We start from the raw sequence: 15,606 nt of genomic DNA, 5'->3' as shown, positions 1-15,606 counted from the left end.
TGGATAGCCTTTTTCTATTATTTATCCAACTTGTGGATTATCGGATTTTTTATGAGGAATAACTTCGTAAATTATTCCTGTAAATTTCTTGAGTAGTATTGCCAGAACCGTGGTTAGAACTATTTCTCCCAAAAATAAAAGAACAATCTGTAAGTTTCCAAAAGCTTTGTTCATCCCAAGTTTGGTCATGTGAATGATGACTACATGATGTACAAGGAAATATTCATAGCTGTAGGCAGCCAGAATGACAATTATATTCATAACCTTTGGAACCTTTTCAAATATCTTTTCCAGGGCCTCAAATATTATATAGATGCACAGGCACTGAATAGGAATCTGAAAGTCTTCTGTACCGGCCATTTTCGTTGGATACAGGATAAAGAATAGGAGAATGGCGGCACATATAAATGGAGTGATTTTGCGTCTTTTCTTAATGGTTAGGACTAAATTCATTCCTAAAATAAAGTCGTATATTTTCAAGGCCATATTCATGTAGGGATTAACAAACACAAAAGCCGGGACATAGAAGTAGAAAATGCAAATAAAAGCAAAGTAAATGGTTGAAGTTATCATGGCTATTTTTCTGCTTGTGAGCATACTAAGCCTTAGAACAGGGAACAGAAGGTATATCAGGATAAGACATCCCAAAAACCACTCGCCGATTCCAAGGGAACAGGTTGGCACACCAAAGTTTTCAAGATAAGCATCCATTCCGAATATGGTAAAAATAAAGCTGTAGGGCTTGAGCTCCTTGTCTCCAAAAGGATTACTTAAGTTCATTTCGCCAATTGTAACCAGAAATACAAAATAGAAGAAGTAAACTATATAAAATGGAATCAGGATCTTGAAAAATCTCTTTTTGTAGAACTTTAAGGCACTGAAATCATCACCATGTGAGCTTAGCATTAGCCCTGCTCCCGATAGCATAAAGAAAAGTCCGACGCCAATCTTGGCGATGTGCATGTTGGCATTTTCAAATAAAAAGCTAATACTCTCAAGTTGTCTTATTCCATCTATATAAAGAGTTATCAACATGTGGTAGAATACTATAAAGAGCATTGATAATACTCTTAGTACATTCATGAAATTATATCTTTTATTCATACCTAGCTCCCAAATTCAATTGTCATCACTCTATGATACATCATTAGAGCCGGTTTATTCAATTGAAAAGCCTATTTAAAAGTACTTGAAAAAATAAATTGCACGCAATATAATAATCACAATACTATAACACAACGGAGGGTATAGCGATGCACGAGTCAGGGGAAGATTACATCGAGACAATATATCTCTTAAAGAAGAAAAAGGGTATGGTGCGTTCCATAGATGTTGCCAATGAACTTGGATTTTCAAGACCAAGTGTATCCAGAGCTATGGGTATTCTTAAGGACAATGGCCTTATTACTGTAGAGGATGACGGTGAACTTGTGCTTACAGAAGAAGGGCTCAAGACAGCCAAGCATGTGTATGAGAAGCACACCAATCTTACCAAGTTCCTTATGATGACTGCCGGCGTAAGCGAGGAAGTGGCTGAGACTGATGCCTGCAGAATTGAACATATCATAAGTCCTGAGACTTTTAGGGGAATTAAGAAGTACATGAAAGAGCATAAGGAGCAGTAATTAGCTAATACTTGATCCTCTTTGCACAGGTTGCAAAGGGGATTTTTTATGCCCGTTATGTTATAGTAGTGGTTGAGGTGTTTGAATATGTTACCAGAACAGTTTTGTAATAGAATGCGTAGTCTTCTTGGTGAAGATGAATACGAAAAGTTTATAGAAAGCTTTGGCGAAGACACAGAAAGATACCATGGCCTTAGGATAAATACACTCAAGGCAGGCACAGACTTAAGGGTAGCAACCACTGAGCAGGTTCCTTGGGAAGAAAATGGCTATTATTATGATAGCCAGGCTACTCCGGGAAAGAGTCCATATCATGAGGCAGGACTATATTACATACAGGAGCCCAGTGCTATGGCACCTGTATCTTACCTTGATCCTCAGCCGGGGGAGGTAATTCTTGATCTGTGCGCTGCTCCGGGAGGTAAGTCTACTCAGATAGCTGTAAGGATGAAGGGTGAGGGAATCCTTGTAACTAACGAGATAAACAGAGACAGAGCCAAGATTTTGTCCCTTAATGTGGAGAGACTTGGAATAAGAAATGCACTTGTTTTAAATGAAAGTCCTGAGAGTCTTTCCGGTGTATTTGAAGGCTATTTTGACAAGATATTGGTTGATGCTCCCTGCTCTGGGGAAGGTATGTTCAGGAAAAATGAGAATGCTTCCTCTGAATGGAGCCCGGAAAACGTAGAAATCTGTGGAGAAAGGCAGACTCAGATTCTAGAACACGCCGCTATGATGCTTCTTCCGGGAGGAAGGCTTGTCTATTCGACCTGTACCTTCGCAGCTAGGGAAAATGAGGAGTCTATTTTCAGATTCCTTAATAGTCACCCTGATTTCCATGTTAAAGAGGTTAAGCTGTATGAAGGCATGGAAAATGCCAGACCTGAGTGGATTTCATATAAGTGCCTTTCTGAGTGCGGCCTTACAGAAGACGATAAGGACAAATTATTCGAGGAAGTCAGAAAAGCTATAAGACTATGGCCTCATAAGTTAAAAGGTGAGGGCCATTTCTTATGTGTTCTTGAAAGAGACGGAAATCTGATAGACAGGGAAAAAGATAACTATGTTCCAGGTGGAAGAAATCTTCCTGCCAAGAAAGAAATGCAAAAGCTTTTCTGGGAGTTTGCAGATGAAACCCTGGAATTTGCCGATAGAGAAGCTAAGCTGCTAAAGAGCGGAAGCAGTCTTGCCGGAACCATGTTTATGTTTGGAGAGCAGCTCTATATCTGCGATAGCAGAATGCCTGGTATAAACGGCCTTAAATGTATGAGGCCTGGGTTCCATCTTGGAACTATCAAAAAAGACCGATTTGAGCCTTCACATGCGCTGGCTCTTGCGATTAGAAAAGAAGATGCTTTAAACGCTGTTTCTTTTACCGAGGACAGTGCAGACATAAGGCAGTATTTGAATGGTCAGACCATCAGATGTGGCAAGGATGCCGCCAAGGGCTGGACACTTATTACTGTGGATGGATATAGCATCGGCTGGGCCAAACAGGCGGGAGGAATGCTCAAGAACCATTATCCTAAGGGACTGAGGATTAACTACTGATTATATTATAAAAGCTATTTTCTTTGTGAGGGAGCATATAGAATTAGAGGTTTGATAAATTGCGTAAATTATTAGTCTATCTAAATGATTACAAAAAAGAAACCATATTAGGACCTTTGTTTAAGCTACTGGAGGCATCCTTCGAACTGATGGTGCCTCTTGTAATTGCAGCTATGATCGACAAGGGAATTGCCGGTGGGGATAAGGGATATGTTATCAGAATGTGCCTGATTCTCATTTTGCTGTGTTTTGTTGGCTTTGTCAGTGCTGTTACAGCTCAGTTTTTTGCTGCAAAGGCCGCTGCAGGCTTTGCCAAAAAGACCAAGAAGGCGCTGTTTGATAATATTCAAAAGCTTTCTTTTGCGGATATGGATAGAATCGGAAACGCGGCCATGATCACCAGAATGACCAGCGATATGAACCAGGTACAGCAGGGAGTCAACATGACAATAAGACTCCTTCTTCGCTCGCCTTTTGTGGTGTTTGGTGCCCTGGTTATGGCCTTTACGATCGATGCTAGGCAGGCCGGTATATTTGCGGTAACTATAGCTCTTTTGTTCATAGTAGTTGTATCTATTACTGCCTGGAGCATTCCAAGATATGAAAAGATTCAGGGAGGACTTGATGTTCTTCTTAGATACACCAGAGAGAATCACACCGGTGTAAGGGTTATTAGAGCTTTTGGCCTTGAAGAGGAAGAAAAAGACAAATTCAACAAGCAGAATAATGTGCTCATGGGAATGCAAAAGTTCGTAGGAGGAGTAACAGCTCTTATGAATCCTCTTACTTATGCTATTCTCAATCTTTCTATAGCGTATCTGATCTATAAGGGAGCGTTCCTTGTTGATTCAGGAGAACTTACCCAGGGACAGGTTGTAGCTCTTTATAACTACATGACTCAGATCCTGGTTGAGCTTATTAAACTTGCGAACCTTGTTCTGACTATGACCAAGGCGGTTGCTTCCGGAAACAGAGTCCAGGAACTTATGGAACTTAAATCCTCCATGGCAGATGGCACTGTTACTACCTTTGAAAAAACAGCTGAGCACGTGGTGTTTAATGGTGTTTCTATGCGTTATGAGGGAGACAGCGAGGATTCTCTTGAGAATATTTCTTTTAGCGCTAAAAGAGGTGAGAGAATCGGCGTTATCGGTGGAACCGGTAGTGGTAAGTCTTCTCTTATAAATCTTATTCCAAGGTTCTATGATGTCAGAGACGGATCTGTGGTAATTGATGGCAAGAACGTTAAAGAGTACAGCCTTGAGGCTCTTCGCGAGAGGATTGGTATTGTTCCTCAGAAGGCAGTTCTTTTCCATGGAACAATCAGAGATAACATGAAGTGGGGCAAGGCTGATGCCACGGATAAAGAGATAGAAGAGGCTCTTATCATCGCCCAGGCAAAAGAAGTCGTGGATGGAAAAGAAGGCGGACTTGATTTCATGGTGGCTCAGGGAGGAAAAAATTTCTCCGGTGGTCAGAAACAGAGACTTACGATCGCAAGAGCCCTGGTCAGAAAGCCTGAAATCCTGATCCTTGATGACAGTGCTTCAGCTCTTGATTATCTTACAGATAAGAACCTCAGGGCTGCCATTGCGGAAATGGAAAATCCGCCTACAACCTTTATTGTGTCTCAGAGAACCTCTGCGGTTATGGGCTGCGATAAGATAGTAGTTCTTGATAATGGAGTTGTGGCAGGTATCGGCAGTCACGAGCAGCTCCTTGAAAACTGTGATCTTTATAAAGAAATCTATGATTCACAGTTTAAGAAGGAGGCGTGACATGAAGAAGGGTACACTTAAAAAAGTTCTGCGCTATGCAGGTAAATATCGTTTCCTTATTTTTGTTTCTATGACGCTGGCTATCGTAACAGCTCTTTTGTCGTTGTATGTGCCGATTCTGGCAGGTCGTGCAATAGACTATATTGTTGGTAAGGGAAATGTTGATTTCGTTAAAATAGGTAAAATCCTTACAAATCTTGTTGTGAGTGTTGCGCTAATCTCGGTTTGTCAGTGGATCATGAACAAGGCCAATAATAAGATAACTTTTGCGGTAGTAAGGGATGTGAGAAAAGAGGCCTTTGAAAGACTGCAAAAGCTTCCTTTTGAGTATCTTGATACCAAGCAGACAGGAGACATTGTATCTAAGATCATTTCAGATGTTGATCTGTTTTCAGATGGCCTTCTCATGGGCTTTACACAGCTCTTTACCGGAGTTGTGACTATCGTAGGAACTCTTGTGTTTATGTTCTATCTTAACTTTAAGATAGCGATTGTAGTTGTGGTTTTGACACCACTTTCTCTGTTTGTAGCCAAGTTTGTTGCAGACAGATCCTTTAAGCTTTTTAAGGCCCAGAGCCAGGCTCGTTCAGATCAGACAGCCTTTGTAGATGAGATGGTTGGTAACCTTTCTGTGGTTAAGGCCTTTACTCATGAAGATGAGAACATGGAAGTTTTTGATGATATAAATGAAAGACTTGAGGATGCCAGCATCAGAGCAACATTTATTTCATCACTTACAAATCCAAGTACAAGATTTATCAATAATATAGTTTATGCAGCTGTCGCATTGTTCGGAGCTTTTGCCTGCATAGCAGGTGGAATGACTGTGGGTGGACTTACAATTTTCCTTAGCTATGCCAATCAGTACACCAAGCCATTTAATGAGATCTCAGGCGTTGTAACCGAGCTTCAGAATGCTCTTGCCTGCGCTGAGAGAGTATTTGGACTTATTGAGGAAAAGACTGAGATTTCTGATAAAGAAAATGCGCCTAAGGATCTTAAACTAAATGGTGATGTTCTTTTGTCGGATGTAGCTTTTTCTTATGACAAGGATAAAAAGCTCATTGAGGACCTTAATCTTGATATTAAGAAGGGCCAGAGAGTAGCAATTGTAGGTCCTACAGGAAGTGGTAAGACTACACTTATCAACCTCCTTATGAGATTCTATGATGTGGATAAGGGCAGCATCAAGGTTGACCTTAATGACATCAGAGATATCAGAAGGGGCGACCTTAGAGAGAATTTTGGTATGGTTCTCCAGGAAACCTGGCTACGTAACGGTACAATTAAGGACAACATAACTCTCGGAAGAGAAGGCTTCACTGATGAGCAGATAATAGAAGCAGCCAAGGCTTCCCATGCCCACAGCTTTATTAAGCGTCTTCCTAACGGCTATGATACAGTAATTTCAGAAAACGGAGGTAATCTCTCTCAGGGTCAGAAGCAGCTTCTTTGTATCACCAGAGTTATGCTGAGCATTCCTCCTATGCTGATCCTTGATGAGGCTACATCCTCAATTGATACCAGCACAGAAATTCGTATCCAGAAAGCCTTTAATAAGATGATGCAGGGCAGAACCAGCTTTATCGTAGCCCACAGACTTTCCACCATCCGTGAGGCCGACGTAATCCTCGTCATGAAAGATGGCCACATCCTCGAGCAGGGTAACCACCAGCAGCTCCTGGATAAACAGGGCTTCTACTACCAGCTCTACAACAGCCAGTTCGCATAAAATAAAAGAAAAATGTGAAGGGGCGTGCAACTTTTTTCCTTGACAGTTTGTGATATAATTTAGAGCGTGTTGTTAAGGAAAGGGGAGTTATTTTTATATGAAGAAGAAAGTTTTATTTGCGACACTTATTGTTGCTGCTATGCTGGCTGGTTGTGGCAGTACTGAGCCTAAGATTTCTGAAGAGGCGCAGGCTGTAATTGACAGGATAGAGGCGCTGGGGGAAATAACCTACGACGATAAGAAGGAAGTTGAAAGCCTGTTTGAGGCTTATGATGCTCTGACAGAGGAGCAGAAGGCTGAAGTTACCAATTATGATCAGCTTAGAGAGGCTAAGAAATCTATTCATGATTACTGGATGAAGAATCCATTCTGCCTCTTTGGAACTGATTGGGATTATGCATATACAGTTACTTGTGATACTCTTGGTATTACGTCAGAAGAGTATGAGAAAAAAGATTACTCTTTTGGAAGCAGCAACCGTTATGAGGCTAAGTTTAGACATCCGGCTATTAAAGATGATGACTTTACCTCCCTCACATTCCAGTATGATGACAATAAATTATCAGAAGTGTGGATTTATGATATAGAGGGAGCCAAAAAGGTTGATAAGTACAGAGAACTCTTTGAGGATTACTATGGAGAGTGCTATGTACATACTGATGAGAACAACGGATTTATGTGGCTTGCAGACAACTGCACAGTAATTTTGGATGCTTATCCAAGTGATAATAATGATAAATCTCTTTCAATTTGGTTTTATCCACCCTGCAAGGATGATATCGACAAGCAGCTTGCAGAAGCTAAGTATAACAATCTTACCACTACACATGAACTTATGAGTACTGAGGAACTTAGCAATCTTGCTGACCAGCTTATGAAATCAATAGAGAGCAAGTGATGATTTATATAAGAGAAGATGCGCGGCAATACGTATCTTCTCTTTTGTTATTTTATTAGATTATTATCATTTACTTCAAATAATCAAAATGATATACTTGGAAAGTTCGTTTGACGCTAATTTTTATTTAGATGAGGTGGAATAAATGGAAACACAGTATGAACAGAAAATGGGATGGTACAAATTTATAATATTTGTTCAGCTTCCCCTTGCAATAGTAATAAGTGCCATGATGGGTTTGACTAGCATAACAATCGATGGTGGCTTCGACATTTTAGAAAATTTCACAGCAATCGAGTACCTTTTAATGGCAGTACTAGCATTCTGCGTACATTATGAACTTCGCAAGAAAATGTCTTTTGCTCCTAAGCTTTTGCTTATCTTTAATGCGGTAACAGTGCTAAGTAGTATCGTAACTGCTGTGATTAATATACGTGCAGGAATCGACGCTTCAAGCCTGTTTTCAGCTATTGCTGCGGGAATTATTCTTCTTATTATTAACTATGTTTACTTTGATCATAGAAACTTCATGTTTACAGAAGATGATAATATGTACAAGACTATTGGTCTTATTCTTAGCGCTGTAATTGTTGTTTTGTATCTGGCTGAAGCTTTTGTTACATTTCGTTATACTAAGACAGCTGCTGATTTCTCAGCTGATGATACATTAACTGCTTCAGAGTCGGAGTCAAAAGAAACCGATTCATTTGCAGATATACTTGGCGAAAGCAGTGCTTCTGAAGAAGCAACGGAAGATATGTCCGTTGATATCGGACCTCTTGTTTTTGATCAGTATGTGACCGAATATGAGGCATTTGAAATTGATGGAGAGTATTTCACAAGTAATGCTCTTGGAATAAAGTTTGTGCTTCCTTCCACAATGGTATATTCTTCTAATGAGAGTATTGCAGACATGGATGGTGCAGACAGTGAGGATTTCCTTACTTCTCTTTCGGATGATGTCAACGACGGAGTTATCAGAACCGAGATGTGCGCAGAAGCCACAGATGATTTATCTCTTGGAGAAGTCATTGTCAGGGTTAAGTACTACGGAATTGATGATGATACTTTGCTTGACGGCGTTGATATGAAGCAGTATATCAATAAAGCTGCTCTTAAGAAGGAGTGGGATGCTGATGATGTCACTATCGAAACGATGGATGGCGAATTCTGCGGCAAACCCTATAAGGGAGTTTTGGTTGACCTTAATTTTGAAGGTTTTCATATTTATGAGAAGCAGTATGTTTTCATATATAAGGGCTATGTAGGTTATGTGATTACCTACGGTGAGAGCGTTGAGGAGTGCGATGAGTATTTATCTCTTTTCACAAGCATTGATTAACATTACAGGCAAATAGTAGTTTTTTAGAACAGTCGGAGGTTTTAATGGCTGAAAAAAGCACAGATCGCTGCCGTGAAATTGAAAGGTCGATCATAAAAAAATACAGAAAAGAAATATGGTGTAAGTTTACAAAGGCAATCAATACCTATGATCTTATTCAGGATGGGGATAAGATTGCTGTATGTATTTCAGGCGGTAAGGATTCTATGCTTCTGGCTAAGCTTTTTCAGGAGCTTGCCCGTCACGGCAAGCACAACTTTGAGGTTATTTTTCTTGCCATGAATCCCGGCTATAGTGATGCCAATTACCAGAATATCTTACATAATGCGGAGCTTATGAATATTCCGCTTACAGTATTTGATACGGAGATTTTTGATGTAACTACCCAGGTTGGTGGATCTCCTTGTTATTTATGCGCCAGAATGAGAAGAGGATCTCTTTACAGTAAGGCCAAGGAGCTTGGCTGTAATAAGATTGCCCTTGGACACCATTTTGATGATGTTATCGAGACTATTTTTATGGCCATGATGTATGGAGGTCAGATCCAGACCATGATGCCTAAGCTTCACAGCACGAACTTTGATGGAATGGAGCTTATAAGACCCCTTTATCTTGTGAGAGAAGAAGACATTATCCACTGGATGAATTATAATGAGCTTAAGTTTATCAGATGTGCCTGCAAGCTTACTGAGCGGCTTGAAAAGGAAGGTAATCTTCACAATGACAGTTCAGTATCCAAGAGGGCAGAAACAAAGGCTATAATTCGTAAATTACGAGAGATTAATCCGTATTTGGAATCAAATATTTTTAAAAGTGTAGAAAATGTAAGTATAAATGCGTTAATATGTTATAAAGATAAGGATGGAATAAGACATCACTTCCTTGAGGATTATGACAATATCAGGAGAGAAAAGTTTGATGAATAAACAGGATAGACCGGTTATAGTAATGGGACACAAGAATCCGGATACGGACTCTATTTGTGCAGCTATTACATATGCTAATTTAAAAAGAAAGATAACAGGCGGAAATTACATCGCTTGCAGAGCGGGACACCTCAATGAGGAGACACAGTTTGTTCTTTCTCATTTTGGAGTAGAGACCCCAGCCTATGTTAAGGACGTGAGAACTCAGGTCAGGGACATGGAGATAAGAATGCTTGAAGGCATAGACAGAAATCTTTCTCTTAAGAATGCCTGGGCCAAGATGAGAGACGCCGGAGTTGTTACCCTTTGTATTACTGAGGGTGCGGATCTTAATGGTATTGTTACAACCAATGATATCGTTGAGACCTACATGGATGTTATTGATCCTAAGATTCTTTCTGAAGCTAAGACCTGCTATAGAAATATTGTTGAAACCTTAAACGGAGAACTGATTGTGGGAGATATAGATGATGTCCTCCACAAAGGCAAAGTTGTTATTGCTGCAGCTAACCCTGATATGATGGAAAATGTTATTGAGGAGGGCGATGTTGTTATCCTTGGTAACAGATATGACATGCAGCTTTGCGCTATTGAGATGAACGCCGGATGTATCATTGTCTGCGAGGGCGCTGATGTTGCCAAGACTATCCAGATTCAGGCTAGAGAGCATGGCACCAAGATTATCACAACTCCACATGATACCTTCATTGTGGCAAGACTTATCAACCAGAGTATGCCAATTGAGCATGTAATGAAAAAAGATGGTCTTGTATGTTTCCACATGGATGATTATATCGAAGATATTCAGGAAGTGATGGCACAGATGAGACACAGATATTTCCCTGTTCTTGATAAGGATGACCATTACATTGGTATGATCAGCCGAAGAAACTTCCTGGGTGCTCGCAAGAAACAGCTTATTTTGGTGGATCACAACGAAAAGAACCAGGCTGTTAACGGAGCAGACAGTGCAGAGATTCTGGAGATCATAGATCATCACAGACTTCGTACTATTGAGACAGCAGGCCCGGTATTTTTCAGAAACCAGCCTCTTGGATCAACCTGTACTATTATTTACCTTATGTACAAAGAGTACCAGGTAGAGATAGACAAGACTATTGCAGGACTTCTTCTTGCAGCAATCCTGTCAGATACACTTATGTTCAAGTCACCTACCTGTACTGTTATTGATAAGAACGCCGGCGAAGAGCTTGCAGCTATTGCAGGTGTTGATTATGAATCCTTTGCAAAAGAGATGTTCCATGCCGGATCTAATCTTAGTGACAAGACTGCAACTGAAATTCTTCATCAGGATTTCAAGAAGTTTACTGTTGATGATATGACTATCGGTATCGGACAGATCAACTCTATGAGTGCAGAGGAGCTTTCAGAGATCAAGGAAAAGATTCAGCCTGAGCTTAGGAAGGTAGCTTCAGATGATGGCCTTGATATGCTGTTCTTCATGCTGACTAATATTATTGATGAATCATCAGAAGTTGTTTTTGCAGGAAATAAGGCTCAGCACACCCTTGGTTCTGCATTTGGTGTTAATGTAGAGGGAAACAGCGCGATCTTGCCTGGAGTGGTATCTCGTAAGAAACAGCTCCTTCCATCAATCGTAGAAACAATTCAGCAGTAATGCTCGGCATATATGACGAGCCTCTATGATTTGCAAGTAGATGATGCGTATATATGTGTCCAATCCTCCGATGATTTGTAAACAAATCAAATCGGATTGTACGCATATACACTTATCATCTATCTGTGCAAATCAAATCGGCATGTAACATGTATGCCTTCGCATAAGTTCAAAAAAATATGAAAGCTTTGGGGGAAGCGATATGGATGAACTTAGAATGAAGTTGTTGCATGAAATTATGGGGATTTATGGTCCGAATCAGGGCCAGAGCATAGGAGCGGTGATCATACCTGCTTTTGTGTCGGATTTCAAAAATGTTGTAGAGAAAAGCGATGATTTTAATGAAGTTTCCGAGGAGTACATGACTGAGGATAAGAGAATACACTTGGTTTTGTATGGCCGCAAGAAGCTTGGAAAAAAAGGTATTATAACCTACGTTACCGATGCTGAATTCAATGGTAAGAGATTGTTTGAGGGTGCCGAGGATCAGCATATAGCACTTTGAAAAGAACTTAAATGAGCTCTGGAGCGAATGCTTTGGAGCTCTTTTGCTGAGAAGTCACTAGTTAAGTCATGATTTAGCCAGAACATGTGAAGAAAGGGAGAAGACTATGGAAAACTTTAAGTACTATGCACCAACAGAAGTTGTTTTTGGAAAAGACACAGAAAGTCAGACAGGAGAAACAGCCAAAAAATATGGTAATAAAGCCCTTATTGTTTTTGGAAAAGGCAGTGTTATAAAAAGTGGTCTCCTAAGCAGAGTTGAGAAATCTTTATCTGATGCAGGAGTGGAATACAAGGAGTTTGGCGGGGCAAAGCCTAATCCTACTTTGGCTCATGCGATGGAAGGAATTAAAGAAGCTCTTTCTTTTGGCGCAGATATGATAATTGCTGTTGGCGGCGGAAGCGCTATAGACACAGCAAAAGCCATTGCTCACGGCTCAGCTAATCCTGAATATGATCTTTGGGAGCTGTGGACAAAAAAGGTCCCGCTTACAAAGTCTATGCCTGTTGGCGTAGTTCTTACTATAGCCGCTGCAGGAAGTGAGATGAGTGATTCAGCGGTTCTGACAAATGAAGCTATTGGCAAGAAAGCCGGCATAAATACTGACTTTAACAGATGCCGCTTTGCAATTGTTAACCCTGCCCTTGGAATGACGCTTCCCAAGAATCAGCTGGCTGCCGGTGTTACCGATATAATGATGCATACCATGGAGAGATACTTCATTCCGGGTATTCAATGTGATATGACGGACGAGATTGCAGAGGGACTTATCAGAACTGTTATTAAAAATGGCAGAATTATAGTTGATGATCCAAGTAACTATGATGCAATGTGTGAAGTGTTCTGGGCATCTAGCCTTTCTCACAATAACCTCACTGAATGCGGAAGAGGAAAGGATTTTTCTGTACATAAATTAGGCCATGCCATTTCAGCTAAATATGATGCAACACATGGAGCATCTCTTTCAGCTGTATGGGGGTCTTGGGCAAAAGAACTGTATAAGGAGGCTCTTCCAAGATTTGCCAGGTTTGCTGATAAGGTCTGGGGTATTACTGAAGGCGATGACGACAAGAAAGCTCTTCTTGGAATTGAGAAGACTGTAGAGTTCTTTAAAAACATAGGAATGCCTGTACGTATCAGCGAGCTGGGAGTTTATCCATCTGATGATGATATAAAGGCCCTTGCTCTTGATGCAACATTGAACGATACAGTTAAGCTTTCAAGAATCAGACCTCTTGATGCTGCGGCTGTAGAGAAGATTTATAGGGCAGCACTTTGATATACGCAATAATAAACAAGGACATTTTTGAAATATGAAAAAAGAAGAAAAGACAAATGTAATGAGGGTTCTTGATGGCAAGAAAATACCTTATGTAAGCCATTCCTATGAACCTGACGCCACCATGACAGGTGAAGAGATTGCGGGCATACTGGGCGAGACACCGGAGAAAGTTTTCAAGACTCTGGTGACACAGGGAAAGAGTAATGCTTACTATGTGTTTGTAATTCCTGTTAAGGAGGAACTTGATCTTAAAAAGGCAGCCAAGGCCTGTGGTGAAAAAGCAGTCAGCATGATCAAACAAAAGGAGTTACTTCCTTTAACAGGTTATGTTCATGGCGGCTGTTCACCAATCGGTATGAAGAAGCAGTTTCCGACATTTATTCACGAAACGGCTACTTCTTTTGACAAAGTATATGTAAGCGCAGGAAAGGTAGGCTTCCAAATAGAGCTAACTCCACAGGACCTTATTACGGTTGCAAGAATTAGCTTGGCAGATCTGATAGTATGAATATTTTAAATGTAGAAAATGTATCAAAAACATATATGTCCAAGCCTGTTCTGAGCGGGATTTCCGTCGGAATAGAAGACACTGACAAGATTGGAATAGTCGGAACCAACGGAACCGGTAAATCAACGCTCCTATCCATTGTGGCAGGTGTTGTAGAACCGGATGAGGGACAGGTTGTAATCAGTAATGGCCTTCGAATCTCATATCTTCCCCAAAACCCGGTGTTTGATGTAAATAAAACTTTGCTTGAAAACATTACTGAAAAGATATATGCAGGTAACGATAACTGGGACAAAATGGGAGAAATCAAGGCTAATCTTGCGAAGTTTGGAATTGATGATCCTGAGTGTAGTGTAACAGTCTTATCCGGAGGCCAAAAGAAAAGAGCTGCTCTTGTGGCAGCTATCATGACTCCTTCAGATCTTTTGATTCTGGATGAGCCTACCAACCACCTTGATTCCGAGATGATTGAATATCTGGAAGAGTTTTTGCAGCACTTTAGAGGAGCTCTTTTGATGATTACCCATGACAGATATTTCCTTGATGAGGTAACCAATCAGATTCTGGAAATTGACAAGGGTAGTGTTTATCGTTATGAGTCCAATTACTCAGGTTACCTGGAACTTAAGCAGCAGCGTATGGACTATGAGCAGGCTGCAGAGAGGAAGGCTGCGGCTCTCTATAGGAAAGACCTTACCTGGATGCTGCGAGGCGCAAGAGCTCGTTCCACCAAGCAGAAGGCCCATATTCAAAGGTTTGAGGCTCTCCGCGACAGACAGCGCCCTGAAGAAGAACGCCAGGTAGAACTTAATTCTCTTCCTACCAGAATGGGTAATAAGACCATAATTTTGGAGGGACTATCCAAAAGCTATGGCGAGAAAGTTCTTTTTACAGACTTCTCATATACATTCAACAAGCTTGATAGAATCGGTATAATCGGTCCTAATGGCTGTGGTAAATCAACTCTTCTTAAATGTATTATTGGAGCGATTTCTCCGGATTCAGGTACTGTTGAGATTGGTCAGACCATCAAAATCGGATATTTTGGCCAGGAAAATGAAGCTTTAGATGAAAGCAAAAGAGTAATCGATTATATTAAGGACATTGCAGAGTTTATACAGACTGCAGATGGCCTTGTTTCTGCTTCTGTGATGTGCGACAGATTCCTGTTTGATCCTGATATGCAGTATGCACCTATATCCAAGCTTTCCGGCGGTGAAAAGAGAAGGCTATACTTACTTAAGGTACTTATGGAACAGCCCAATGTCATTATTCTTGATGAGCCTACTAATGATCTGGATATTCAGACCCTTAGAATATTGGAGGATTACCTCGATGGCTTTGCAGGCATCATCATTACAGTAAGCCATGACAGATACTTCCTTGACAGAGTAGTTACCAGGATCTTTTCTTTTGAAGCAGATGGTCATTTGCAGCAAAGTGAAGGTGGATACTCGGATTACCTTGTTCATAAAAAAGAAATACAGGAAGCTGAAATCTCTGTAAGTAAGGGCAACGGTAAAAATCAGAAAACTGAAGAAAAGCCTGCTAAGGCAAAATACCAGTCTCCCAGGGAGAAAACAAAGCTTTCTTATAAAGAGCAGAAAGAATACGACAGTATCGAATCAGAAATAGAAAAGCTTGAGAAACGCAGCGCTGAACTGGAAACAGAAATAGCAGAGGCTGCTACAGATTTTCCAAAGCTCATGAAACTTAGCAAAGAGAAGGAAGATGTGGATGCTGAGATTGAGCGAAAAATGGAAAGATACGTTGAATTACAGGAACTGGTTGATAGTTTTAAGTAATGCAACAATCCGGAG

The 15,606-nt window shown here is 40.7% G+C and carries 13 protein-coding genes; 12 read left to right on the top strand and 1 reads right to left on the bottom strand.

Features of this window, described 5'->3' with window-relative positions; genetic code table 11:
* Nucleotides 1-21: 21 nt before the first annotated feature.
* Nucleotides 22-1,104, bottom strand: a complete 1,083-nt coding sequence (locus G613_RS0111110) for an acyltransferase family protein (RefSeq protein ID WP_035774630.1) — start codon at nucleotides 1,102-1,104, stop codon at nucleotides 22-24.
* Between the two features lie 149 nt (nucleotides 1,105-1,253).
* Here G613_RS0111110 and G613_RS0111105 point away from each other — a divergent pair, with 149 nt between their 5' ends.
* The 12 genes from G613_RS0111105 (at nucleotide 1,254) to G613_RS0111050 (ending at nucleotide 15,591) form a co-directional block, all read left to right on the top strand.
* The gene (locus tag G613_RS0111105) at nucleotides 1,254-1,625 is read left to right on the top strand and encodes a metal-dependent transcriptional regulator (protein ID WP_029232705.1); all 372 of its coding nucleotides are present in this window, start codon (nucleotides 1,254-1,256) and stop codon (nucleotides 1,623-1,625) included.
* An 87-nt stretch (nucleotides 1,626-1,712) separates the two neighbouring features.
* On the top strand, nucleotides 1,713-3,176 hold the full coding sequence (locus tag G613_RS0111100) for an RsmF rRNA methyltransferase first C-terminal domain-containing protein (RefSeq protein ID WP_029232704.1): 1,464 nt from the start codon (nucleotides 1,713-1,715) through the stop codon (nucleotides 3,174-3,176).
* Between the two features lie 59 nt (nucleotides 3,177-3,235).
* Nucleotides 3,236-4,954: an ABC transporter ATP-binding protein gene (locus tag G613_RS0111095; RefSeq protein ID WP_029232703.1), complete on the top strand. Its 1,719-nt coding sequence runs from the start codon at nucleotides 3,236-3,238 to the stop codon at nucleotides 4,952-4,954.
* A gap of 1 nt (nucleotide 4,955) precedes the next feature.
* Nucleotides 4,956-6,686: an ABC transporter ATP-binding protein gene (locus tag G613_RS0111090; RefSeq protein ID WP_029232702.1), complete on the top strand. Its 1,731-nt coding sequence runs from the start codon at nucleotides 4,956-4,958 to the stop codon at nucleotides 6,684-6,686.
* 97 nt (nucleotides 6,687-6,783) lie between these two features.
* A complete protein-coding gene (locus G613_RS0111085) occupies nucleotides 6,784-7,584 on the top strand; it encodes a hypothetical protein (protein WP_029232701.1) in 801 nt (266 codons plus the stop codon).
* Nucleotides 7,585-7,729: 145 nt separating this feature from the next.
* Complete coding sequence (locus G613_RS0111080) at nucleotides 7,730-8,926, top strand: hypothetical protein (protein WP_029232700.1); 1,197 nt, start codon at nucleotides 7,730-7,732, stop codon at nucleotides 8,924-8,926.
* A gap of 44 nt (nucleotides 8,927-8,970) precedes the next feature.
* The gene (locus tag G613_RS0111075; RefSeq protein WP_029232699.1) at nucleotides 8,971-9,852 is read left to right on the top strand and encodes a tRNA lysidine(34) synthetase; all 882 of its coding nucleotides are present in this window, start codon (nucleotides 8,971-8,973) and stop codon (nucleotides 9,850-9,852) included.
* Nucleotides 9,845-11,491 (top strand): putative manganese-dependent inorganic diphosphatase, encoded by a 1,647-nt coding sequence (locus tag G613_RS0111070; protein ID WP_029674859.1) that lies wholly within the window; start codon nucleotides 9,845-9,847, stop codon nucleotides 11,489-11,491. The genes G613_RS0111075 and G613_RS0111070 overlap by 8 nt, the downstream gene beginning before the upstream one ends.
* A 202-nt stretch (nucleotides 11,492-11,693) precedes the next feature.
* Nucleotides 11,694-11,996, top strand: a complete 303-nt coding sequence (locus G613_RS0111065) for a hypothetical protein (protein WP_029232697.1) — start codon at nucleotides 11,694-11,696, stop codon at nucleotides 11,994-11,996.
* A 106-nt stretch (nucleotides 11,997-12,102) separates the two neighbouring features.
* Complete coding sequence (locus tag G613_RS0111060; protein WP_029232696.1) at nucleotides 12,103-13,275, top strand: iron-containing alcohol dehydrogenase; 1,173 nt, start codon at nucleotides 12,103-12,105, stop codon at nucleotides 13,273-13,275.
* A 34-nt stretch (nucleotides 13,276-13,309) separates the two neighbouring features.
* Nucleotides 13,310-13,786, top strand: a complete 477-nt coding sequence (ybaK, locus tag G613_RS0111055; RefSeq protein ID WP_029232695.1) for a Cys-tRNA(Pro) deacylase — start codon at nucleotides 13,310-13,312, stop codon at nucleotides 13,784-13,786.
* Nucleotides 13,783-15,591 (top strand): ABC-F family ATP-binding cassette domain-containing protein, encoded by a 1,809-nt coding sequence (locus G613_RS0111050; RefSeq protein ID WP_029232694.1) that lies wholly within the window; start codon nucleotides 13,783-13,785, stop codon nucleotides 15,589-15,591. Before ybaK ends, G613_RS0111050 begins: the two co-directional genes overlap by 4 nt.
* Nucleotides 15,592-15,606: the final 15 nt, after the last annotated feature.

The sequence above is a fragment of the Butyrivibrio sp. VCB2006 genome (assembly GCF_000420945.1).
Taxonomy (GTDB): Bacteria; Bacillota; Clostridia; order Lachnospirales; family Lachnospiraceae; genus Butyrivibrio.
Note: the sequence above shows the minus strand (reverse complement) of the source record. Positions and strands in the feature narration are given on the sequence as shown.